Annotated in this window: 20 protein-coding genes and 4 tRNA genes; 15 read left to right on the forward strand and 9 right to left on the reverse strand. The window is 67.5% G+C overall.

The window, feature by feature from the left end; translation table 11 throughout:
• Positions 1-8: 8 nt before the first annotated feature.
• Positions 9-1046 (forward strand): ABC transporter substrate-binding protein, encoded by a 1038-nt coding sequence (locus ABMY26_RS16415; RefSeq protein WP_372398301.1) that lies wholly within the window; start codon positions 9-11, stop codon positions 1044-1046.
• Between the two features lie 19 nt (positions 1047-1065).
• On the opposite strand, the gene ABMY26_RS16420 is transcribed toward ABMY26_RS16415, so the two are convergent.
• The 6 genes from ABMY26_RS16420 to ABMY26_RS16445 all read right to left on the reverse strand — a co-directional run bounded on the left by ABMY26_RS16420 (position 1066) and on the right by ABMY26_RS16445 (position 6902).
• Positions 1066-1779, reverse strand: coding sequence for an ABC transporter ATP-binding protein (locus ABMY26_RS16420; protein ID WP_372398302.1), 714 nt, complete (start codon positions 1777-1779; stop codon positions 1066-1068).
• Positions 1776-2519, reverse strand: coding sequence for an ABC transporter ATP-binding protein (locus ABMY26_RS16425; RefSeq protein WP_372398303.1), 744 nt, complete (start codon positions 2517-2519; stop codon positions 1776-1778). Before ABMY26_RS16425 ends, ABMY26_RS16420 begins: the two co-directional genes overlap by 4 nt.
• Positions 2516-4351 carry an ABC transporter permease gene (locus ABMY26_RS16430; protein WP_372398304.1) on the reverse strand — a complete coding sequence of 612 codons (1836 nt, stop codon included), beginning with the start codon at positions 4349-4351 and terminating at the stop codon, positions 2516-2518. The genes ABMY26_RS16425 and ABMY26_RS16430 overlap by 4 nt, the downstream gene beginning before the upstream one ends.
• 166 nt (positions 4352-4517) lie before the next feature.
• Positions 4518-5771 (reverse strand): ABC transporter substrate-binding protein, encoded by a 1254-nt coding sequence (locus ABMY26_RS16435; protein WP_372398305.1) that lies wholly within the window; start codon positions 5769-5771, stop codon positions 4518-4520.
• A gap of 142 nt (positions 5772-5913) precedes the next feature.
• Positions 5914-6354, reverse strand: coding sequence for a MarR family winged helix-turn-helix transcriptional regulator (locus tag ABMY26_RS16440; protein WP_372398306.1), 441 nt, complete (start codon positions 6352-6354; stop codon positions 5914-5916).
• Positions 6355-6728: 374 nt separating this feature from the next.
• A complete protein-coding gene (locus ABMY26_RS16445; protein ID WP_372398307.1) occupies positions 6729-6902 on the reverse strand; it encodes a hypothetical protein in 174 nt (57 codons plus the stop codon).
• A 390-nt stretch (positions 6903-7292) separates the two neighbouring features.
• Between ABMY26_RS16445 and ABMY26_RS16450 the strand changes: the two genes are divergently transcribed.
• Together ABMY26_RS16450 and ABMY26_RS16455 are read left to right on the forward strand one after the other, a co-directional pair.
• Positions 7293-8561, forward strand: a complete 1269-nt coding sequence (locus ABMY26_RS16450; protein ID WP_372398308.1) for an outer membrane beta-barrel protein — start codon at positions 7293-7295, stop codon at positions 8559-8561.
• A 297-nt stretch (positions 8562-8858) separates the two neighbouring features.
• Complete coding sequence (locus ABMY26_RS16455; RefSeq protein ID WP_045581793.1) at positions 8859-9440, forward strand: polysaccharide biosynthesis/export family protein; 582 nt, start codon at positions 8859-8861, stop codon at positions 9438-9440.
• A gap of 125 nt (positions 9441-9565) precedes the next feature.
• Here ABMY26_RS16455 and ABMY26_RS16460 read toward each other — a convergent pair whose 3' ends face one another.
• On the reverse strand, positions 9566-9829 hold the full coding sequence (locus ABMY26_RS16460) for a hypothetical protein (RefSeq protein ID WP_372398309.1): 264 nt from the start codon (positions 9827-9829) through the stop codon (positions 9566-9568).
• 214 nt (positions 9830-10043) lie between these two features.
• Here ABMY26_RS16460 and ABMY26_RS16465 point away from each other — a divergent pair, with 214 nt between their 5' ends.
• Positions 10044-10373: a hypothetical protein gene (locus ABMY26_RS16465; RefSeq protein WP_372398310.1), complete on the forward strand. Its 330-nt coding sequence runs from the start codon at positions 10044-10046 to the stop codon at positions 10371-10373.
• Positions 10374-10435: 62 nt separating this feature from the next.
• Here the strand turns inward: ABMY26_RS16465 and ABMY26_RS16470 are convergent.
• Positions 10436-10511, reverse strand: a tRNA-Thr gene (locus tag ABMY26_RS16470).
• Positions 10512-10597: 86 nt separating this feature from the next.
• Positions 10598-11497, reverse strand: coding sequence for a 23S rRNA (guanosine(2251)-2'-O)-methyltransferase RlmB (rlmB, locus tag ABMY26_RS16475; protein WP_372398311.1), 900 nt, complete (start codon positions 11495-11497; stop codon positions 10598-10600).
• 141 nt (positions 11498-11638) lie between these two features.
• Between rlmB and ABMY26_RS16480 the strand changes: the two genes are divergently transcribed.
• The 11 genes from ABMY26_RS16480 to rpoB all read left to right on the forward strand — a co-directional run bounded on the left by ABMY26_RS16480 (position 11639) and on the right by rpoB (position 21209).
• Positions 11639-11724: transfer RNA gene (locus ABMY26_RS16480), tRNA-Tyr, on the forward strand.
• Between the two features lie 66 nt (positions 11725-11790).
• Positions 11791-11864 (forward strand) — tRNA-Gly (locus tag ABMY26_RS16485).
• A gap of 80 nt (positions 11865-11944) precedes the next feature.
• Positions 11945-13135 carry an elongation factor Tu gene (gene tuf, locus ABMY26_RS16490; protein ID WP_372398312.1) on the forward strand — a complete coding sequence of 397 codons (1191 nt, stop codon included), beginning with the start codon at positions 11945-11947 and terminating at the stop codon, positions 13133-13135.
• 169 nt (positions 13136-13304) lie between these two features.
• A tRNA-Trp gene (locus ABMY26_RS16495) sits at positions 13305-13380 on the forward strand.
• A 71-nt stretch (positions 13381-13451) separates the two neighbouring features.
• Complete coding sequence (secE, locus tag ABMY26_RS16500) at positions 13452-13649, forward strand: preprotein translocase subunit SecE (RefSeq protein WP_014246876.1); 198 nt, start codon at positions 13452-13454, stop codon at positions 13647-13649.
• Between the two features lie 3 nt (positions 13650-13652).
• A complete protein-coding gene (gene nusG, locus ABMY26_RS16505) occupies positions 13653-14183 on the forward strand; it encodes a transcription termination/antitermination protein NusG (protein WP_045581798.1) in 531 nt (176 codons plus the stop codon).
• A gap of 162 nt (positions 14184-14345) precedes the next feature.
• On the forward strand, positions 14346-14780 hold the full coding sequence (gene rplK, locus ABMY26_RS16510) for a 50S ribosomal protein L11 (RefSeq protein WP_045581799.1): 435 nt from the start codon (positions 14346-14348) through the stop codon (positions 14778-14780).
• Between the two features lie 4 nt (positions 14781-14784).
• Positions 14785-15492 carry a 50S ribosomal protein L1 gene (gene rplA, locus ABMY26_RS16515; protein ID WP_372398313.1) on the forward strand — a complete coding sequence of 236 codons (708 nt, stop codon included), beginning with the start codon at positions 14785-14787 and terminating at the stop codon, positions 15490-15492.
• Between the two features lie 318 nt (positions 15493-15810).
• A complete protein-coding gene (rplJ, locus tag ABMY26_RS16520; RefSeq protein WP_045581801.1) occupies positions 15811-16335 on the forward strand; it encodes a 50S ribosomal protein L10 in 525 nt (174 codons plus the stop codon).
• Positions 16336-16393: 58 nt separating this feature from the next.
• Positions 16394-16768, forward strand: coding sequence for a 50S ribosomal protein L7/L12 (rplL, locus tag ABMY26_RS16525; protein ID WP_045581802.1), 375 nt, complete (start codon positions 16394-16396; stop codon positions 16766-16768).
• A 247-nt stretch (positions 16769-17015) separates the two neighbouring features.
• Complete coding sequence (gene rpoB, locus ABMY26_RS16530; protein ID WP_372398314.1) at positions 17016-21209, forward strand: DNA-directed RNA polymerase subunit beta; 4194 nt, start codon at positions 17016-17018, stop codon at positions 21207-21209.
• Positions 21210-21214 lie beyond the last annotated feature (5 nt).

A 21214-nucleotide genomic window follows, 5' to 3' on the forward strand; every position in this document is an offset into this window, starting at 1 on the left:
CATCGTCCATGACCCTCGCCCGCCTCACCCGGCGCGTCCTGATCGCCACCGCCGGAGCCGTGCTGGCCGCCGGCGGTTTCATGTCCGCCGCTACGTCCGCCGCGCTGGCGCAGCCGCTGGACAAGGCGACGGTCGGCGTGCTGGCGCTGTCCTCCTCCGGCCCGATCTTCATCGCCAAGGCCAAGGGCTATTTCGAGAAGGAAGGGCTGGACGTCGAGCTGAAGATGTTCACCTCGGCCCAGCAGGTGCCGGTCGCGGTGACCTCGGGCGATGCCGATTTCGGCGTCACCGGGCTGACCGCCGGCTTCTACAACCTCGCCTCCAAGGGGGCCGTCACCATCATCGCCGCGCAGAGCCGCGACGAGCCGGGCTTCCCCTTGAGCGCCTATCTCGCGACCAACGCCGCCTTCGAGGCCGGGCTGAAGGCGCCGGCCGACCTGAAGGGCAAGCGGATCGCCATCACCACCGTCGGCTCGACCTTCCATTACATGATCGGGCTCCTGGCGCAGAAGCACGGCTTCACGGTCAAGGACGTGACCATGGTTCCGTTGCAGGACGTGCCGAAGATAGTCGCCGCCTTCAAGGGCGGGCAGGTCGACGCCATCATCGCGCCGTCGACCGTGTCGCGCCAGCTGGTGGCCGACGGCGCCGGCAAGATGCTCGGCTGGGTCGGCGACGAGACGCCGTGGCAGCTCGGCGCCCTGTTCACCGCGCCGAAGACGATGAAGGACCGGCGGCCGCTGGTCGAGAAGTTCGTCCGCGCCTACAAGACGGCGCTGGCCGAATACCACGCCGCCTTCAACGGCAAGGACGCCTCGGGCGCCCTGGTGAAGGGCCCCGGCTATGACGAGCTGCTGGCGATCATCGCCGACGCCACCAAGCAGAAGCCGGACATCGTCGCCGCCGGCCTGCCCTATGTCGACCCGCAGGCCCGCCTGCTGGTGGACGACGTGGTCAACCAAGTGAAGTTCTGGCAGTCGGAAGGCCAGGTCGACAAGGCGCTGGACCCGAAATCGGTGATGGATCTCAGCCTCGCCGGGCAGTGAGGAGCGGGGGAGGGGGCGGTCATACCGCCAGATAGGCCGCCCTCACCCCGTCATCCGCCATCAGCTCCGCCATCGTGCCGGTCCAGCGCAGGCGCCCGGTCTCGATGACGCAGGCGCGGTCGGCGACGGCGGCGGCGAAGGACAGGCTCTGTTCGGACAGCAGGACCGACAGCCCCTCCGCCTTCAGGCGCCGCACCGCGTCGGCCATCTGCTTCACGATCAGCGGCGCCAGCCCTTCCGACGGCTCGTCCAGCAGCAGCAGCGACGGGTTGCCCATCAGGGTGCGGGCCAGGGTCAGCATCTGCTGTTCGCCGCCGCTCATCCGGGTGCCGCGGCGGCCGCGCATCTCGGCGAGGTTGGGAAACAGGGCGAACAGCGTTTCCGGCGTCCAGGCCGGGGCGCCGGGGCGGGGCGGCTGGCGGCCGACCTCCAGATTCTCCTCCACCGTCAGGTCGGCGAAGATGCGGCGGTCCTCCGGCACATAGCCGACGCCGAGCCGGGCGATGCGGTGGGCGGGCAAGCCCGCAAGGTCGCGCCCCTCGAAGCGCAGCAGCGCGGCACGCCGCTCCACCAGCCCCATGATCGCCTTCAGCGTGGTGGTCTTGCCGGCACCGTTGCGGCCCATCAGCGCCACCACCTCGCCCCGGCCGACGGTCAGCGCCACGCCGTCGAGGATGTGGGCGCGGCCGTACCAGCCATGCAGATCATCGACCGCCAGAAGAGGGTCGCTCATGCCTCGCCTCCCAGATAGACCGACTGGACGCGGGCGTCGGCGCGGACCTCGTCCGGCGGGCCTTCCGCGATCAGCCGGCCGCGGTCGAGCACCAGCACGCGGGTCGCATGGCCGAAGACGACGTCCATGTCATGCTCGGTGAACAGCACGGCGAGGCCGCGCTCGCGCACCAGCTCCGCCGTCAGGGCCATCAGGGCGAGCCGTTCGGCCGGGGCCATGCCGGCGGTCGGCTCGTCCATCAGCAGCACCGCCGGCTCGCTGGCCAGCGCCATCGCCAGTTCCACCCGCTTCAGGTCGCCATAGGCGAGCACGCCGCAGGGGCGGGCGGCCTGGGCAGCCATGCCGACCCGCTCCAGCAGGGCGAGCGCCGGCTCGCGGAACTGCTCCGCCGCCGGCCGCCACAGGCCGAACAGCCGGCGGGCGCGCGACAGCAGCACCATCTGCACATTCTCCGCCACCGTCATCGAGGCGAAGGTCGCGGTGATCTGGAAGGTCCGCCCGACCCCCAGCGCCCAGATGCGCCGCGGCGGCAATCCGATCAGCTCGGCCCCATCCAGTTTCACCGACCCCCGGTCGGGGCGGAGCTGGCCGTTCAGCAGGTTGAAGCAGGTGCTCTTGCCGGCGCCGTTCGGCCCGATCAGCGCCAGCAGGTCGCCCGAGCGCAGGGTGAAGGACACGCCGGCCACCGCCTGGACGCCGCCGAAGGACCGCTGCAGGTCGCGCACCGCCAGCTCGCTCATGCCCGCCGCCCCTTCAGGGTGGAGAGGAAACCGACGATGCCCTTGGGGAACACCAGCACCAGGGCGACGATGACGAGGCCCAGCGCCAGCCGCCACCAGTCGGTCAGGCTCATCACCTCCGACTCCAGCAGATGGAACACCGCCGCGCCGGCCAGCGGCCCGGCGACGGTCTGGATGCCGCCCATCAGCACCATCACCAGCGCGTCGACCGATTGCGGCACCGCCAGCAGGGTGGGGAAGACGCTGCCCTTGGCGAAGGCGTAGAGCCCGCCCGCCAGTCCGGCCGCCGATCCGGCCAGCACGAAGGCCATCCACTGGAAGCGCCGCACGTCGATGCCCACCGACTCGGCGCGCAAGGCCGAATCGCGGCCGGCGCGCAGGGCGTAGCCGAAGGGGGCGAAGGCCGCCCGGCGCAACAGCCACAGCGTCCCGCCGCACAGGCCCAGCGTGAGCCAGTAATAGGCGGCCTTGCCGGACGCCCAGCCCGGCGGCCAGACGCCGAGGATGCCGTTGTCGCCGCCGGTCACCGCATACCATTGGAAGGCGATCGACCAGGCGATCTGGGCGAAGGCCAGCGTCAGCATGGCGAAATAGAGGCCCGAGCGCCGGACGCAGAACCAGCCCGCGACCAGCGCCCCCAGCCCGGCCAGCAGCGGCGCCCCGGCCAGCGCCAGCGGCATCGGCGCGTCCATATGCTTGACCAGCAGCGCCGAGCCGTAGGCGCCGAGCCCGAACCACGCCGCATGGCCGAAGGACACCAGCCCGCCCAGCCCGATCAGCAGATGGAGGCTGGCGGCGAACAAAGCGAGGATGACCACCTCGGTCAGCAGGATCAGCGCATAGTCGCCGGCGGCCAGCGGTGCGGCAGCCATTGCCGCCAGCAGGGCCAGCGCCCACAGGCCGGCATGGCGTCCGGCGGACAGCGGCACCGTCACCGCGGCCGGGGCGGTCGGCGGGATCTCCTCGGCCCGGCCGAGCAGGCCGTGCGGGCGCAGCACCAGCACCACCGCCATGAACAGGAAGACCAGCACCAGCGTGATCTGCGGGAAGACCAGGATGCCGAAGGCCTGCAGCTGCCCGATCAGCAGCGAGGCGAGGAAGGCGCCGGTCAGGCTGCCCATGCCGCCGACCACGACGACGACGAAGGCCTCGACCACGATGGCCATGTCCATCTGCAGGGTCACCGCCTCGCGCGGGACCTGCAGCGCGCCGCCGAGCCCGGCCAGCGCGCAGCCCAGGAACAGCACCCCGGTGAACAGCCGCGCCGGATCGACGCCGAGGGCGCTCGTCATCTCGCGGTCCTGCGTCGCGGCGCGGACCAGCGTGCCCCAGCGGGTGCGGTTGAACAGCAGCCACAACAGCCCGAGCACCAGCGGCCCGAGCCCGATCAGCACCAGATCGTAGAGCGGGAAGGGCTGGTCCAGGATGTCGACCGATCCCTTCAGCCCCGGCGCCCGCCGGCCCAGCAGATCCTCCGGCCCCCAGACCCAGGCGGCCAGATCCTGCACCACCAGCACGATGCCGAAGGTGCCCAGCAGCTGGAACAGCTCCGGCGAGCGGTAGAGCCGGCGCAGCAGCCCGGCCTCCATCGCCGCCCCCAGCACGCCCATCGCCAGCGCGGCGGCGGCGACCGAGCCCCAGAAACCGGCCGGCGTGGTGCCGAACCGCTCGATCAGCGACCAGCCGACATAGGCGCCGACCATGTAGAAGGAGCCGTGCGCGAAATTCACGATCCGCGTCACGCCGAACACGATGGTCAGCCCCGACGACACCAGGAACAGCGTCGCCGCGGTCGCGAGCCCGCTGAGGGCCTGGACGAGGAGGAAGGACATGGGGCGGGGGTGTTCCGCGGGGGGATCATGGGGTGGAGAGGTGCTGTGCCCCCTCCCTAACCCTCCCCCGCTAAGGCGGGAGAGGGGACTGCCGCCGCTCTGTGCCTCCCTCCCTCTCCCACCGAAGGTGGGGGAGGGGCGGGGAGGGGGCAATCGGAGCCCGGCGCTATTCCGCTGGCCGCAGCTTGCGGACCGCCTCGTCCGACGGCAGATAGTTGGCGCCGTCGGCATAGCGCCAGTCCTTCATCGTGCCGCGGCCGTCCTTGACGGTGGTGGTGCCGACATAGGCGCCCATGGTCGCCTGATGGTCGGACGCGCGGAAGGTCACCGGGCCGACCGGGGTGTCGATGGTCAGTCCGGCCAGCGCGTCGACGATCGGCTCGGCATTGGCGGATTTGGCCTTGGTGACCGCGGCGGCCACCGCCTTCATGGTGATGTAGCCGACCAGCGAGCCCTGCTTGGGCGTGTCCTTGAAGCGGGCGGTGTAGGCGGCGACGAAGGCCTTGTGGGCCGGCGTGTCGATCTGCTCCCAGGGATAGCCGGTGACGATCCAGCCTTCCGGCGCCTCGTCCTTCATCGGCTCCAGATATTCCGGCTCGCCGGTCAGCAGGCTGACGACCTTGCGGCCGCGGAACAGGCCGCGGCCCTCGCCCTCGCGCACGAATTTGGCGAGGTCGGCGCCGAAGGTGACGTTGAAGATCGCGTCGGGCCTGGCGGCGGCCAGCGCCTGCACGGTGGGGCCGGCCTCCAGCTTGCCCTGCGCCGGCCATTGCTCGGCGACGAACTCGACGTCCGGGCGCTTTTCCTTCAGCAGCTGCTTGAACCACGCGACCGCCGACTGGCCGTATTCGTAGTTGGGGGCGACGGTGGCCCAGCGCTTGGCCGGCAGCTTGGCCGCCTCCTCCACCAGCATCGCCGCCTGCATGTAGGTGCTGGGGCGCAGGCGGAAGGTGTAGCGGTTGCCCTTGGACCAGGTGATGGCGTCGGTCAGCGGCTCGGCGGCGACGAAGGGCATCTTGTTGCGCGCGGCGAAATCGGCGACGGCCAGCCCGATGTGGGAGAAATAGGTGCCGGCCAGAACGTCCACCGCCTCGTTCGTCACCAGCTCCTGCGCGACGCGCACCGCGTCGTCGGGCTTGCCGGCATCGTCGCGCGAGACGACCTGCAGCTCGCAGCAGCCGATCACGCCGCCCTGGGCGTTGATCTCCTCCAGCGCCAGCTGCCAGCCCTGGCGGTAGGGGATGGTGAAGGCGGGCAGGCCGGTGTAGCTGTTGATCTCGCCCACCCGCACCGGCGCGCCGCTGAATTTCGCCGTTTGGGCGGCGGCGGGTCCGGGCGCCGCGGCGAGCGCGGCGGCGAACAGGGCGGCCGAAAGAAGGGATTTCGCCAGCGGTGCGGCGGTCGGACGGCGGTGCTTCATCCTGCGGGGACCCCGGTTCGAGAGTGACCAGCGGCGTGTCCGCGCCGCGACGCGGCACAGCACCCGGCGTTCATAGCAAACCCCACGCAAAAGTCACCGCATTACGTCGCCGTTTCCGCCGCCGCGACCAGGGGCCGGCCCCTCACATCAGCCGGGCCAGCAGGGCCATGAACTGCACGCGCTCCTCCTCCGTCAGCGGTTCCAGCGTCCGGTCATGGACGGCGGCGGCGTTGGCGGTCAGGTCGGTCACCAGGGCGTAGCCGATCCGGGTCAGGCTGACGCTGGTGCGGCGGCGATCCTGCGGGTCGGGGTGGCGTTCGACCAGATTGCGCTCGACCAGCCGCAGGATGACGCCCTGCGTCGTCGCCGGATCCATGTAGGTCAGCCGGCCCAGCTGGTTCTGCGATAACGCCCCCTCGCTGTGCAGGGTGGCCAGCGCCGACCATTGGGTCGGGGTCAGCATCGAATCGCCGATGAGGTCGATGAAGATCGCCGAGGCGCGCTGATGAGCCCGCCGCAGGCGGTGATGAACCTGGCCGGCCAACTGATAATCGTCGGGAGGCGGTCGTCCGAAGTCGTCCATGATGGCTACGGGCCCGTGGTTCGCGCCCGCCTTCGGTCCGGGACGAAGGCTGGGGCGGGCATGGACCGCCGCTCCCGGCTGCGTGGGCAAGGGTCGCGGGGCATTGGCCGCCCAATCGCCACCCTGTGCATCCATTATGCGTTCCTGATGGAAAGCCTAGGGAAGACAACGACCATGGGGCAACCTTCACCGATGCGGCATAGAGCCACAGCGATGCGGACGTCCGGGACAGGAACGGAAAAGAAAGTGCTCCCGGCTGGAAAGCAAGCGGCTTGGCGGCTGCGCGAAAATTTCGCGCTTTCATTCTTTCGATTCATGGAGGCGACCATAGCCGGACCGGGTTTTGGCACACGTTCGTCGGCACTTCTTCCTGGTCAGGGCTTCTTCTTCGGCGGATAGCTGTGGGGCGGTGCCGTCTTCTCCGCCGGGCTGGCCGGACCGTCGCCGGTGGGCGGCGGCACGCCGCCCGGCGTGTAGGGGGGCATGGCGTCGTCGGGCGGGCGCATGGGCGAGCGCGGCGGGGGCGGCGTGTCGAGTCGGCGGGTCATGCGGCATCTTGCCTTTTACAGGAAACGTCATGAACAACGCGCCAGTGCCGGGCCGGTTCCAAACAGGGGGCCGTGCCGTCCCCAGTTCTTATGGAGGCGATATATGACTTTTATCTTAGGACTGTCTAAAAAGGCGCGGGAATCAAGCGCGTCATTGCCGCAGGCGGTCTTTCTCACACTGTGAGCTTTTGTTGCGGCCACACCACAGGACGCTGCAAAATTGGAGCGGGGCGGGCTTCACTGTTGCGCGGGAACCACGCCTTGTTGTGTCTTTGCCGAGGATGCATCCCTGCCGGGTCCGCTCAGGATCGGGCGGGCGAGGGCGTCCCACCAAGGAGCCGGCTCCCCGGCCCAGTGAGCCGACCGAATCCAGCCAAGCGCGGTGACTCCATGAAAACCAGCACCCTTTCCCTTTTCGCCCTCGCTCTCGCCTCGACCGGGCTGACGTCGCTTCCAGCCGCCGCCCAGGACGACCTGCAGCGGGGCGAAACCGTGCTGGAGCGTCGCCGGCCGGAACTGGAGCAGCTTGGCGTCCGCGCCGGCTCCTTCCTGTTCCTGCCGCGGGTCGAGGCCGGGACCACCTATGACACCAACGTCTACGCCACCCGCGACAACCACGAGGACGATTTCATCTGGACCGTCCGGCCGCGGGTGGACATCAAGTCCGACTTCTCGGCCCATGCGCTGAATTTCTCGGCCTCGGCCGATGCCGGCCGCTACAGCGACCATTCCGGCGAGAACTACACCGATTACGCCGTGCAGGCAGACGGCCGCTTCGACGTGAACAAGGGCGGTGCGCTGGACGGCCAGCTGTTCCACCGCCGCAACCACGAAGGGCGTGGCGACATCAACAGCTTCTCCGGCTATATCGAGCCGGTGATCTACCGCACCAGCGGGGGCGAGGCCGGCTACACCCAGCGCTTCAACCGTCTGCGCGCCCGCGTTTCCGGATCGGCCCAATATTCGGAATATGACGATGTCGGGCTGATCGGCGGCGGCGTCGCCCGTCAGGGCGACCGCGACCGCTGGGAATATGCGACGGTCGGCCGGGTCGGCTACGAGTTCATCGACGGGTACGAGACCTTCGTCCAGGGCACCTATTCCTGGACCCGCCACAAGAACGACCGCGACGCCTTCGGCGTCGACCGCAATTCGGACGGCTACGAGGTGGTGGGCGGTCTCGCCACCGACCTGACCGGGCTGATCACCGGCGAGGTCTTCGCCGGCTACCTCACCCGCAACTACAAGGATTCGCGGCTGGAGGACTTCAACGGCCTGTCCTTCGGCGGCCGCCTGAACTGGGCGGTGACGCAGCTGACGTCCGTCACCGGCACCGCCAGCCGGCAGGTGCGCGAGAACAGCGCCAGCCCGGGCCTGGGCTCGGCGTCGAGCTACACCCGCACCCTGGTCGCGCTTGGCATCGACCATGAACTGCTGCGCACGCTGGTGCTGAACGGGCGCCTGCAATACCGCCAGGACGATTTCAACGGCGACGACCGCAACGACAAGGTCTACACGGCCGGCGTCGGCGGCACCTATTCGATGAGCCGTTACCTGTATCTGACCGGCGGCTACACCTATGAAAAGCGCAATTCCAATCTGAATGCCGCCGACTACACCGACAACCTGATCTACCTGCGTCTCGGCGCCCAGATGTAGTCAGGCGGTGCCTGCCCGGTCATCGGGCAAGCACTCGGCCGAACGGCCTAAAAATTCCTGCTGAACATACAGAGCGTCCGTCCTATGACGGGCGCTCTTTTCTTATGGCCGTATTTCACTGCCAAGAGGCATGTACTGGAGGGATCCGAAGGCGGTAATTCCTCTCCACTTTTTCCCAAGCGCTTGCGAGTTGCTAGTCTCCACCCGAATTCAGGTGCGTGACCAGGGAGCGCCGCCGCAATCCGGCTCGATCGGGCGTTGCGGCAGGCCTCCGCCAGCCAGGGAAGGGGTTTAGGGATGAATCGACGGCATGTGATCCGTGCGCTGGGCCAGGGGATCGGATTGGCCGCGCTCGCCGTTGCCATGGTCGGCTGTGCCGGCAACGACGCACCGATGGAAACCGCCAGCGTCAACCAGCTCAGCGAGTATCGTCTGGGATCGGGCGACGCATTGCGCGTCATCGTCTTCGGTGAAGAGCAGTTGTCCGGCGAGTTCCGGGTGGACGGCGCCGGCAAGGTCGCGATGCCGCTGATCGGCGAGGTGTCGGCCAAGGATCGCAGCACCCGCGACCTGGAAAAGGAAATCTCGACCCGCCTCGCCGCGGGTTACGTCAAGGATCCGAAGGTCAGCGTCGAGGTGCTGAACCATCGGCCCTTCTTCATCCTGGGCGAGGTTCGGAATCCCGGCCAGTACCAGTATGTCAACGGCATGACCGCCCTGTCGGCGGTGGCGATGGCCGGCGGCTACACCTACCGCGCCAAGGAGGACTATGTCCTGATCACCCGCGGCAGCGATCCCAAGAAGGAGCTGCGCAAGGCGCCGATCACCACGACGGTGATGCCCGACGACGTTCTGCGTGTGCCGGAGCGCTATTTCTGAGCCCGGAGGACCGGATCGGGGAATGGATCGGTGACAGCGAGAAGCCCGGCCGGGTCGACCCCGGCCGGGCTTTCTCTATCCGGCGGCCGAAGCCGCCCGGTGCGGAGGATTGGATTCGATGGCGGTCAGGTATCCAGCGTGTCGCCACCCTTCTTCTGGCCCGACGGCATGCGCTGGTCCGGAGCGGCGATGGGATCGCGCGAGGGTCCGTGAGGCGGGGTGGTGCCGGCGGCCTCGTCGTCGGTGCCGAGCGGCGCGGCTGCCGGATCGGTCGCCGGGACCTTGTCGCCGGTCCGCCCCTGTTCGATGTCGCGGCGCATCCGATGGGCGTCGGCACTGGGCGAGAAGGGCATGTCGCGGTCCGACTCGGGACGCTGGGGCTTGGTCATGGCCTGTCTTTCGTGGAAGCTGACGGGAAGGCGCCGCGACTCGCTGCGGGGCCAACGGCGGGGCAGGGTGCGTCAGGCCATGCCCACACCCTCAAACCGCCGCCGCTTGCCGAGGTTCCTTCCGAATGTCCATGGAGGCTTTCCCGGCGCTTCCCCGGAGACGTCTCCAAGGGCATGATCCGCGGCGGGTGGACCAGCATCCCAGGAGCGACCGATGCCCGACACCGGCCTCACCCTCTTCGCTCTGGCCATGCCGGTTCTGGCGGTGATCCTGCTGCTGACGGCAGCGGTGCTTGCGGTGCGGACCCGCGGCGTGCGGCGGTTCGGATGGGGGTTCTGTGCGGTTCTGATCGCGGGCAGCATGCTGGCGACGGCCGGCGTCCTGTGCTGCATGCCAGCGATGGTCGACCAGGACGGTGCGGTGATCGGCGAAATGCCGCCAGCCTTCGGGCTGTCGCTGATGGGGATCGCGCTGGGTTGCGGCGGCGTACTACTGGGGCTGCTGCGCCGCACGCTCGGCGCGGCAATCGGCCGCCGCCGCTGACACGCCGCCACTGACAGGGAGCACCGAAAACGGAGGCTGCCTGCAAGCGAAAGCCTGCAGGATGGTGCCGGATACAGGAATCGAACCCGTGACCTTCTGATTACAAATCAGCTGCTCTACCAGCTGAGCTAATCCGGCGCACCCGCCGCTTGCGGGGACGCATACCTTAGCGTCCCTTTTCCGCGCAAACAAGCATTCGCCCATCGAGAAATCGCAACGGCCCGTCAACCGCGCAGGCGGGCGACCTCGTAGAGCGCGACGGCGGCGGCGTTGGAGACGTTCAGGCTGCCGACCGGGCCGCCGGTTGGCAACCTGGCGATGGCGTCGCAGCGCTCCATGGTCAGGCGGCGCAGGCCGCTGCCTTCCGCTCCCATCACCAGCACCGTCTTGCCGGTCAGGTCGAGCTTCGCCAGCGTCGAGGCGCCCGATTCGGCCAGCCCGACCGCCCAGAAGCCGTTCTGCTGCAATTCGGTGAGCGCACGCGCCAGATTGGTCACGCGGACCAGCGGCACCGCTTCCAGCCCGCCCGACGCGCTCTTGGCCAGCACGCCGGTGGTTTCCGGCGCGTGACGCTCGGTCACCACCACGGCACGGGCGCCGAAGGCAGCGGCGGAGCGCAGGATGGCGCCGACATTGTGCGGGTCGGTCACCTGGTCCAGTGCAACGACCACCGCCGCCGATTCGCCGGCCAGCTCGTTGCAGAGATCGTCGATGCCCAGCTCCGGCAGCGGCGAGGCGTCGATGACGAGGCCCTGGTGTACCGCGCCGGCCGGCAGCATCCGGTCCAGCTCCGTCCGGTCGACCGGGGACGCCTCGGGCCGTTGCAGCCCCTGGGCGCGGGCCGCGGCAATCGCCGGCTCAAGCGCCGCGCGGCCCGACTCGGTGACCAGCAGCCGGTGGATGCGCCGTTCCGGATTGACCCAGGCCGCCGCCACCGGGTGAAGGCCGTAGAGCAGGACGCCGCGCGCAGCGGGCGGGCGGTTGCCCTTGGCCGGGCCGCGGCCGCCGCGCGGACCGCCCTTCCCGTGGTCGTCGGTGTGCTCCTGCCGGGGGTCTGCATGCTGCGGCTTGGCGTTGGGGCGGTCGGAGCGGGGGCCGGAGCCGGGATGTCTGGAACGCGTCATGATACCCACGAAGAAGGGGAGGGAGGCCGCAGGGGGCTCCGCCGAATTTTTTCTGGTGTGAACCGCTTAACCCGTGTTGACAAGGCCTGAAAAATTCGCATATTGCCGAACTCCGCGGCGGGCACTGCCATGCCGCGGAATGGAAGGGTGGCCGAGTGGTTAAAGGCAGCAGACTGTAAATCTGCCCGCGTTAGCGTACGCTGGTTCGAATCCAGCCCCTTCCACCATCTACTTTCCACGGCTTGTCCGTGATCGCGTTTGCCTCGGACGGTCGCGCCGGCGGGATGGTCAAGGCGGGTGTAGCTCAATGGTAGAGCAGAAGCCTTCCAAGCTTACGACGGGGGTTCGATTCCCCTCACCCGCTCCAGCCCGCGCGCGCCTCAGGAAAACGGATCCCGGCCGGGCCATTGTGTGCGTCCGGAACGTCGGGAACGAAAGACCAAAGCGATGGCGAAGGCAAAGTTTGAGCGGAACAAGCCGCACTGCAACGTTGGCACGATCGGCCACGTCGACCACGGCAAGACGTCGCTGACGGCAGCGATCACGAAGGTGCTGGCGGAGTCCGGCGGCGCGACCTTCACCGCTTACGACCAGATCGACAAGGCGCCGGAAGAGAAGGCGCGCGGCATCACGATCTCGACGGCTCACGTCGAGTACGAGACGCAGAACCGCCACTACGCGCACGTCGACTGCCCGGGCCACGCCGACTATGTGAAGAACATGATCACGGGCGCGGCGCAGATGGACGGCGCGATCCTGGTCGTGTCGGCCGCCGACGGCCCGATGCCGCAGACCCGCGAGCACATCCTGCTGGCCCGCCAGGTCGGCGTTCCGGCGCTGGTCGTGTTCATGAACAAGGTCGACATGGTCGACGACGAAGAGCTGCTTGAGCTGGTCGAGCTGGAAGTGCGCGAGCTTCTGTCGTCCTACCAGTTCCCGGGCGACGACATTCCGATCACGAAGGGTTCGGCGCTGTGCGCGCTGGAAGACCGTTCGCCGGAGATCGGCCGCGACGCCGTCCTGGCGCTGATGAAGACGGTCGACGAGTACATCCCGCAGCCGGAGCGTCCGGTCGACCGTCCGTTCCTGATGCCGATCGAGGACGTGTTCTCGATTTCGGGTCGTGGCACGGTCGTGACCGGCCGCGTCGAGCGTGGCATCGTGAAGGTCGGTGAGGAAGTCGAGATCGTCGGCCTGAAGGCGACGGTGAAGACGACCGTGACCGGCGTCGAGATGTTCCGCAAGCTGCTCGACTCCGGGCAAGCCGGCGACAACATCGGCGCGCTGCTGCGCGGCACCAAGCGCGAGGACGTCGAGCGCGGCCAGGTTCTGGCCAAGCCGGGTTCGATCACCCCGCACACCAAGTTCAAGGCCGAAGCCTACATCCTGACGAAGGAAGAGGGCGGCCGCCACACCCCGTTCTTCACGAACTACCGTCCGCAGTTCTACTTCCGGACGACCGACGTGACGGGCATGGTGTCGCTGCCGGAAGGCGTCGAGATGGTGATGCCGGGCGACAATGTCGCCATGGACGTCGCGCTGATCGCTCCGATCGCCATGGACGAGGGCCTGCGCTTCGCCATCCGCGAGGGTGGCCGCACCGTCGGCGCCGGCGTCGTTGCCAAGATCATCGAGTGATGCTATAAGCCTGCCTCCCCCGCCGGACCCGGTCCGGCGGGGGTTGTCTTCCAAGGCAGGTCGTCACGGTAAGGCTTCCGGAAAAAGCCCGTCAAATAGCTCTTGACATGGTTGCTTGAACAATGCTTTAAGCGGCCTCCCACATCGAACGGTGTGGTCGGACGGAGATAGGAGTGTAGCTCAATTGGTAGAGCACCGGTCTCCAAAACCGGGGGTTGGGGGTTCGATCCCCTCCACTCCTGCCATCCCGTCCCAAGAATGATTAGGGTAGAAGCGGCGCCCCCACAGTCGCTCCGGAGCTCGCACGGTTCGCACGATGGCTAAAGTCAATCCCGCAGAATTCGCGCGCGAGGTCCGCCGCGAGGTTGCCAGGGTCACCTGGCCGACCCGCAAGGAAACCGGCATCACCACCGCCATGGTGTTCGTCATGGTCGTGCTGGCCGCCCTGTTCTTCCTCGTCGTCGATCAGGTGCTGGCGGTTGCCGTCCGCTTGATCCTTGGGCTGGGAGGCTAAGACATGGCAGCGCGCTGGTACGTTGTTCACGTTTATTCGGGTTTCGAGAAGAAGGTTGCCCAGGCCATCCGCGAGAAGGCGGCTCAGAAGGGTCTGGAAGACAAGTTCGAGGAAATCCTGGTGCCGACCGAGGAAGTGGTCGAGGTTCGCCGGGGTGCCAAGATCAACACCGAGCGCAAGTTCTTCCCTGGCTACGTCCTCGTCAAGATGGACCTGACCGACGAATCCTGGTCGCTGGTGAAGAATACGCCGAAGGTTACGGACTTCCTGGGCGGTGGCGGCAAGCCGCAGCCGATTTCCCAGCGTGAGGCCGAGCGGATCATCCATCAGGTGCAGGAAGGCTTCGAGCGCCCCAAGCCGTCGATCACCTTCGAGGTGGGCGAGCAGGTTCGAGTGAGCGACGGTCCCTTCACCTCGTTCAATGGTGTCGTCGAGGAAGTCGACGAAGAGAAGTCCCGCCTGAAGGTGGCGGTGTCGATCTTCGGCCGTTCCACGCCGGTCGAGTTGGAATACACGCAGGTCGAGAAGATCTGAAAGCTGGGTTCCAGTGCTTTTCGAGTCGGAGCTGCCGGTGCTTTGCACCGGTGGCTCCATTCTGTTGCGGGAGGCTCGCCATGGCCGAACCGCGAAGCCCCGCGACGCGAGGCCCGGCCGATCCGGCCGCAAGCGTAGCGCGTCGTCACAGGAGGTTGTGAGATGGCGAAGAAAATCGTCGGTTACATCAAGCTGCAGGTTCCGGCCGGCAAGGCCAACCCGTCGCCGCCCATCGGCCCGGCGCTCGGTCAGCGCGGCCTGAACATCATGGAGTTCTGCAAGGCGTTCAACGCCAAGACGGCGGACCTGGAAGTCGGCATGCCGATTCCGGTGGTCATCACCGCCTTCGGCGACCGCACCTTCACCTTCGTGACCAAGACCCCGCCGGTCAGCTACTTCCTCAAGAAGGCGTCGGGCAAGGACAAGGGTTCGACGACCCCCGGCAAGGGCGGTTTCGTCGGCCAGGTCACGACCTCGCAGATCCGCGAGATCGCCCAGAAGAAGATGGTCGACCTGAACGCGCACGACGTCGAAGCCGCCGCGACCATGATCGCCGGTTCCGCCCGCTCGATGGGCCTCGAAGTGGTGGAGGGCTGATCCTATGGCGAAGCTGGGCAAGCGTCTGACCGACGCCTACAAGACCGTCAACCGCGACTCGTTCTACCAGCTGGAGGCTGCCGTCTCCATGCTGAAGGGCGGCGCGAAGGCCAAGTTCGACGAGACCATCGAAATCGCGATGAATCTCGGCATCGACCCGCGCCACGCCGACCAGATGGTCCGCGGCGTCGTCAACCTGCCGAACGGCACCGGCAAGACCGTCCGCGTCGCGGTGTTCGCCCGTGGCGCGAAGGTCGACGAGGCGCTGGCCGCCGGTGCCGACATCGTCGGTGGCGACGACCTGGCCGAGAAGATCCTGGCCGGCAACATCGATTTCGACCGCTGCATCGCCTCGCCCGACATGATGGGCGTGGTCGGCAAGCTGGGTAAGGTGCTGGGCCCGCGCGGCCTGATGCCGAACCCGAAGCTGGGCACCGTCACCCCCGACGTCGCCGGCGCCGTCAAGGCCGCCAAGGCCGGCGCGGTGGAGTTCCGTGCGGAGAAGACCGGCATCGTGCATGCCGGCGTGGGCAAGGCCAGCTTCTCGGAAGAGGCTCTGGTCCAGAACATCCGCGCCTTCGTCGATGCCATCACCCGTGCCAAGCCGTCGGGCGCCAAGGGCCAGTACCTGCTGAAGGTCTCGCTCTCCTCGACGATGGGCCCGGGCGTCAAGCTCGACCTCGCCAGCGTGTCGGCTCCGGCCTCCGCCTGACGAACGCCTTTTCGCCGCAGCTTCCCTTGGGCATGTCCCGGGGGATGCGGCGGCGACCGGACGGATTGCCGGAGGGGTCTTCCCCGAGGGCGCCCGCCCACCCCTGTCCGAGACCGCTGGTGTCCGAGCCGTCCTCCGGGATGGCAAGGGCTTAAAACCCGCCGGCGCAGACGGGAGTCGAACCGTTGACCCTCCGCCCCGGCCGCTCACGCGTCCGGTGCGGTCAAGGAACGGCTTGTACTTCTGGGACAGGTTCGCCGGACCTCCGGCCCTTCGGGGACGGGGGTTCATGTACACCTCTGTGCAAGGAGGCGATCCGTGGATCGTACACAAAAAGAAGCGACGATCGCGGCTCTGCAATCGAAGCTCCAGGACACGGGCCTGGTGGTGGTCACCCACCATCTGGGCCTGACGGTGAAGGAAGTCACCGACCTGCGTGCGAAGGTTCGGGCTGCTGGCGCCAGCTTCAAAGTGACGAAGAACCGGCTCGCCCGTCGTTCCCTTCAGGGGACGCAGTTCGAAGGTCTGGACGGTCTCTTCAAGGGACCGACGGCGATCGCCTTCTCGAAGGATCCCGTTGCGGCCGCCAAGGTGGTGGCCGATTACGCGAAGACCAACGAGAAGCTCAAGATCGTCGGCGCCAGCCTCGGCACCCAGATTCTGGACGCGGAGGGGGTCAAGGCCCTCGCCGCGCTCCCGTCGCTGGACGAACTGCGTGGCCGTCTCGTGGGCATGATCCAGACCCCGGCGACCCGTATCGCCGGTGTCCTCCAGGCTCCGGGCGGCCAGGTCGCCCGCGTGCTTGCTGCCTACGCGAAGAAGGACGACGAGGCGGCTGCCTAACCAGGCCTAGTCACTCGTTTTTTCCATCCCCAGAACTCAAGTCGTTTGGAGTAGTAACATGGCTGATCTGCAGAAGCTCGTCGACGATCTGTCGGCCCTGACCGTCCTGGAAGCCGCCGAGCTGTCGAAGCTCCTGGAAGAGAAGTGGGGCGTCTCCGCCGCCGCTCCGGTTGCCGTCGCCGCCGCCGGCCCGGTTGCCGCCGCCGCCCCGGTGGAAGAGCAGACCGAGTTCACGGTGATCCTCGCCGATGCCGGCGAGAAGAAGATCAACGTGATTAAGGAAGTCCGCGCCATCACCGGCCTGGGCCTGAAGGAAGCCAAGGACCTGGTCGAGGGTGCTCCGAAGCCGGTCAAGGAAGGCGCCACGAAGGACGAGGCCGCCAAGATCAAGAAGCAGCTTGAAGAGGCCGGCGCCAAGGTCGATATTAAGTAAGACCTTGTTGCGTTACGGATCATACAGTTCCACGCCGGACGGCGGCCGGTCCCCAAGGGGGCCTGCCGCCGCACGGCGTTTTCTGCCTTCCGCCGGACCGGGCTTGCCCGGCCCGGCTCTTTCCGTCCCCATATGGGGGGCGGCCCGCGCGGGCGCCCACGGGATCGGCCGATCGTCTCGGTCGGCTCCTCTGGTCGGTTGAACGGTCGGTATAACGCGCATCACGTACAGACGTTTGGGGACATCCATGGCCAAATCCTTTACGGGTCGTAAACGTGTTCGGAAGAGCTTCGGGCGCATCCCGGAAGTCACCCAGATGCCCAACCTCATCGAGGTGCAGCGCAGCTCCTACGATCACTTCCTGCAAATGGACGTCGCCCCGGAGAAGCGGGCGAACCTGGGCCTGCAGGAAGTCTTCAAGTCGGTGTTCCCGATCAAGGACTTCTCCGACCGCGCGGTGCTCGATTTCGTCAAGTACGAGCTGGAGCAGCCGAAATACGACGTCGAGGAATGCCAGCAGCGTGGCATGACCTTCGCGGCTCCGCTGAAGGTGACCCTGCGTCTGTCCGTCTTCGACGTGGAGGAGGACACCGGCCTCCGTTCGATCCGCGATATCAAGGAGCAGGACGTCTACATGGGCGACATGCCCCTGATGACGGCCAACGGCACCTTCGTGATCAACGGCACCGAGCGCGTCATCGTGTCGCAGATGCACCGGTCGCCGGGCGTCTTCTTCGACCATGACAAGGGCAAGACCCACGCGTCTGGCAAGTATCTGTTCGCCGCCCGCGTCATCCCGTACCGCGGCTCCTGGCTCGATTTCGAGTTCGACGCCAAGGATCTCGTCTACGTCCGCATCGACCGCCGCCGCAAGCTGCCGGCCACCACGCTGCTGTTCGCCCTGGACGGCGCGGAAACCGAGGCGCTGCGCGCAGAGCGCAAGGCCAACCGCAAGGACCTGCTGCCCTACGAGGCGCAGGGCATGGCCAAGGAAGAGATCCTCAACTATTTCTACGACACCATCACCTACACCCGTTCGGCCGGCGGTTGGAAGACCCCGTTCAACGTCGACCGGATGAAGGGCGTCAAGCTGATCTCGGACCTCGTGGACGCCGCCACCGGCGCCATCGTCGCCGAGGCCGGCACCAAGATGACCCCGCGCGTCATCAAGAAGCTGGTCGAGGCCGGCCTGACCGAGCAGCAGGTTTCCACCGAGGAGCTGACCGGCCGCTATCTGGCCGTCGACATCATCAACGAGCGCACCGGCGAGGTGCTGTTCGAGGCGGGTGACGAGCTGTCGGCGAGCGATCTCGACAAGCTGGAGAAGACCGGCGTCGACGAGCTGCCGGTGCTGGCGATCGACCACCTGAATGTGGGCGCCTACATCCGCAATACGATGAACGCCGACCGCAACGCCAGCCGCGAAGACGCGCTGATCGACATCTACCGCGTCATGCGTCCGGGCGAGCCGCCGACCCTGGAATCGGCCGAGGCGCTGTTCTCGGGCCTGTTCTTCGACAGCGAGCGCTACGACCTGTCGGCCGTCGGCCGCGTCAAGATGAACGCGCGCCTGAACTTCCAGACCGACGACCAGATGCGTGTGCTCCGCAAGGAGGACATCCTGGAGATCCTGAAGGTTCTGGTGAACCTGAAGGACGGCCGCGGCGAGATCGACGACATCGACCATCTCGGCAACCGCCGCGTCCGCTCGGTCGGCGAGCTGATGGAGAACCAGTACCGCGTCGGCCTGCTGCGCATGGAGCGTGCGATCCGCGAGCGCATGAGCTCGGTCGAGATCGACACGGTGATGCCGCACGACCTGATCAACGCCAAGCCGGCCGCCGCCGCGGTGCGCGAGTTCTTCGGCTCGTCGCAGCTGTCGCAGTTCATGGACCAGACCAACCCGCTGTCCGAGATCACGCACAAGCGTCGTCTCTCGGCCCTCGGGCCGGGCGGTCTGACCCGCGAGCGCGCCGGCTTCGAGGTGCGCGACGTGCACCCGACCCATTATGGCCGCATCTGCCCGATTGAGACGCCGGAAGGCCCGAACATCGGTCTGATCAACTCGCTGGCGACCTATGCCCGCGTGAACCAGTACGGCTTCATCGAGAGCCCCTACCGCAAGGTCATCGACAGCAAGGTCACCGACGAGGTGGTCTATCTGTCGGCGATGGAGGAGGGCCGCTACGTCGTCGCCCAGGCGAACGCCGAGCTGACCGCCGACAACAGCTTCGCCAACGATCTGGTGTCCTGCCGCCAGGGCGGCGAATACCTGATGTTCCGGCCGGAGGCGATCGACCTGATCGACGTGTCGCCGAAGCAGCTGGTGTCGGTCGCCGCGGCGCTGATCCCGTTCCTCGAGAACGACGACGCCAACCGCGCGCTGATGGGCTCGAACATGCAGCGCCAGGCGGTGCCGCTGGTGAAGGCGGACGCGCCGCTGGTCGGCACCGGCATGGAGGCGACCGTCGCCCGCGACAGCGGCGTGACCATCGTCGCCAAGCGGGCCGGCATCGTCGATCAGGTCGACGCGACCCGCATCGTCGTGCGCGCCACCGACAGCTCCGACAGCACGGCGCCGGGCGTCGACATCTACAACCTGCTGAAGTTCCAGCGTTCCAACCAGAACACCTGCATCACCCAGCGTCCGCTGGTGAAGGTCGGCGACCGGGTGAACGCCGGCGACATCGTCGCCGACGGCCCGTCGACGGACCTGGGCGAGCTGGCGCTCGGCCGGAACGTGCTCGTCGCGTTCATGCCGTGGAACGGCTACAACTTCGAGGATTCGATCCTCATCAACGAGCGCATCGTCAAGGACGACGTCTTCACCTCGATCCACATCGAGGAGTTCGAGGTCATGGCCCGCGACACCAAGCTGGGCCAGGAGGAAATCACCCGCGACATTCCGAACGTGGGTGAGGAAGCCCTCAAGAACCTCGACGAGGCCGGCATCGTCTATATCGGCGCCGAAGTCCGTCCGGGCGACATCCTGGTCGGCAAGGTGACGCCGAAGGGCGAAAGCCCGATGACGCCGGAAGAGAAGCTGCTTCGCGCCATCTTCGGCGAGAAGGCCTCGGACGTCCGCGACACCTCGCTGCGCCTGCCGCCGGGCGTCGTCGGAACCATCGTCGAGGTCCGCGTGTTCAGCCGCCGCGGCGTCGACAAGGACGAGCGCGCGCTCGCCATCGAGCGGGCCGAGATCGAGAAGCTGGCCAAGGACCGCGACGACGAGCGCGGCATCCTGGAGCGCAGCTTCTACACCCGCCTGAAGGAAGTGCTGGTCGGCCAGACCGCCCAGTCGGGTCCGAAGGGCATGAAGGGCGGCACGGTCCTGACCGACGACGTGCTGGCCGGCCTGTCGAAAGGCCTGTGGCGCCAGATCGCCATCGCCGACGAGCAGGTGATGGAGACTGTCGAGAACCTTGCCAAGGTGTTCGACGACTCGATCAAGGCCCTGCAGGACCGCTTCGAGAACAAGGTCGACAAGCTCCAGCGCGGCGACGAGCTGCCGCCGGGCGTGATGAAGATGGTCAAGGTCTTCGTCGCGGTGAAGCGCAAGCTGCAGCCGGGCGACAAGATGGCCGGCCGTCACGGCAACAAGGGCGTCGTCTCGCGCATCATCCCGCAGGAGGACATGCCCTACCTTGAGGACGGCACCCCGGTCGACCTGGTGCTGAACCCGCTGGGCGTGCCGTCGCGCATGAATGTCGGTCAGATCCTGGAGACGCATCTGGGCTGGGCCGCGTCGGGCCTCGGCAAGCAGATCGGCCGCGCGGTCGATCAGTACCGTCTGGCGATCCGCAACAAGGCCGGCGGCGCTCCCCAGCTGGAGGCTCTGCGCGGCACGCTGAAGACCTCCTACGGCGAGGCCACCTACGCCGAGGACATCGCCGACATGACCGACGGCGAGATCCTGGAGCTGTCCGGCAACCTGCGCAAGGGCGTGCCCTTCGCGACGCCGGTCTTCGACGGCGCCCGCGAGGAGGACATCTGCGTCCATCTGGAGCGTGCCGGTTTCGACCGGTCGGGCCAGTCGACGCTGGTCGACGGCCGTACCGGCGAGACCTTCGACCGCAAGGTCACCGTCGGCTACATCTACATGCTGAAGCTGCACCACCTCGTGGACGACAAGATCCACGCCCGGTCGATCGGCCCCTACTCGCTGGTCACGCAGCAGCCGCTGGGCGGCAAGGCCCAGTTCGGCGGTCAGCGCTTCGGTGAGATGGAGGTCTGGGCGCTGGAAGCCTACGGCGCCGCCTACACGCTGCAGGAAATGCTGACGGTGAAGTCGGACGACGTGTCCGGCCGCACCAAGGTCTACGAGGCCATCGTCCGCGGCGACGACAACTTCGAGGCCGGCATTCCGGAGTCGTTCAACGTGCTGGTCAAGGAGCTGCGCTCGCTCGGCCTGAACGTCGAACTGAACCAGCGGGACTACTGAGCCGG

Source organism: Azospirillum sp. HJ39 (assembly GCF_041507355.1).
GTDB classification, from domain to species: Bacteria; Pseudomonadota; Alphaproteobacteria; order Azospirillales; family Azospirillaceae; genus Azospirillum; species Azospirillum thiophilum.

Excerpts from the sequence above, each read along its gene's own strand:
- ABMY26_RS16445 (WP_372398307.1), bottom strand. The coding sequence starts at position 6,902 with ATGACCCGCCGACTCGACACGCCGCCCCCGCCGCGCTCGCCCATGCGC.
- ABMY26_RS16450 (WP_372398308.1), top strand. The coding sequence starts at position 7,293 with ATGAAAACCAGCACCCTTTCCCTTTTCGCCCTCGCTCTCGCCTCGACC.
- rplK (WP_045581799.1), top strand. The coding sequence starts at position 14,346 with ATGGCGAAGAAAATCGTCGGTTACATCAAGCTGCAGGTTCCGGCCGGC.
- ABMY26_RS16415 (WP_372398301.1), top strand. The coding sequence starts at position 9 with ATGACCCTCGCCCGCCTCACCCGGCGCGTCCTGATCGCCACCGCCGGA.
- ABMY26_RS16420 (WP_372398302.1), bottom strand. The coding sequence starts at position 1,779 with ATGAGCGACCCTCTTCTGGCGGTCGATGATCTGCATGGCTGGTACGGC.
- ABMY26_RS16455 (WP_045581793.1), top strand. The coding sequence starts at position 8,859 with ATGAATCGACGGCATGTGATCCGTGCGCTGGGCCAGGGGATCGGATTG.
- rplA (WP_372398313.1), top strand. The coding sequence starts at position 14,785 with ATGGCGAAGCTGGGCAAGCGTCTGACCGACGCCTACAAGACCGTCAAC.
- rpoB (WP_372398314.1), top strand. The coding sequence starts at position 17,016 with ATGGCCAAATCCTTTACGGGTCGTAAACGTGTTCGGAAGAGCTTCGGG.
- ABMY26_RS16435 (WP_372398305.1), bottom strand. The coding sequence starts at position 5,771 with ATGAAGCACCGCCGTCCGACCGCCGCACCGCTGGCGAAATCCCTTCTT.
- ABMY26_RS16465 (WP_372398310.1), top strand. The coding sequence starts at position 10,044 with ATGCCCGACACCGGCCTCACCCTCTTCGCTCTGGCCATGCCGGTTCTG.
- ABMY26_RS16460 (WP_372398309.1), bottom strand. The coding sequence starts at position 9,829 with ATGACCAAGCCCCAGCGTCCCGAGTCGGACCGCGACATGCCCTTCTCG.
- nusG (WP_045581798.1), top strand. The coding sequence starts at position 13,653 with ATGGCAGCGCGCTGGTACGTTGTTCACGTTTATTCGGGTTTCGAGAAG.
- ABMY26_RS16440 (WP_372398306.1), bottom strand. The coding sequence starts at position 6,354 with ATGGACGACTTCGGACGACCGCCTCCCGACGATTATCAGTTGGCCGGC.
- rplL (WP_045581802.1), top strand. The coding sequence starts at position 16,394 with ATGGCTGATCTGCAGAAGCTCGTCGACGATCTGTCGGCCCTGACCGTC.
- ABMY26_RS16425 (WP_372398303.1), bottom strand. The coding sequence starts at position 2,519 with ATGAGCGAGCTGGCGGTGCGCGACCTGCAGCGGTCCTTCGGCGGCGTC.
- ABMY26_RS16430 (WP_372398304.1), bottom strand. The coding sequence starts at position 4,351 with ATGTCCTTCCTCCTCGTCCAGGCCCTCAGCGGGCTCGCGACCGCGGCG.
- rlmB (WP_372398311.1), bottom strand. The coding sequence starts at position 11,497 with ATGACGCGTTCCAGACATCCCGGCTCCGGCCCCCGCTCCGACCGCCCC.
- secE (WP_014246876.1), top strand. The coding sequence starts at position 13,452 with ATGGCTAAAGTCAATCCCGCAGAATTCGCGCGCGAGGTCCGCCGCGAG.
- tuf (WP_372398312.1), top strand. The coding sequence starts at position 11,945 with ATGGCGAAGGCAAAGTTTGAGCGGAACAAGCCGCACTGCAACGTTGGC.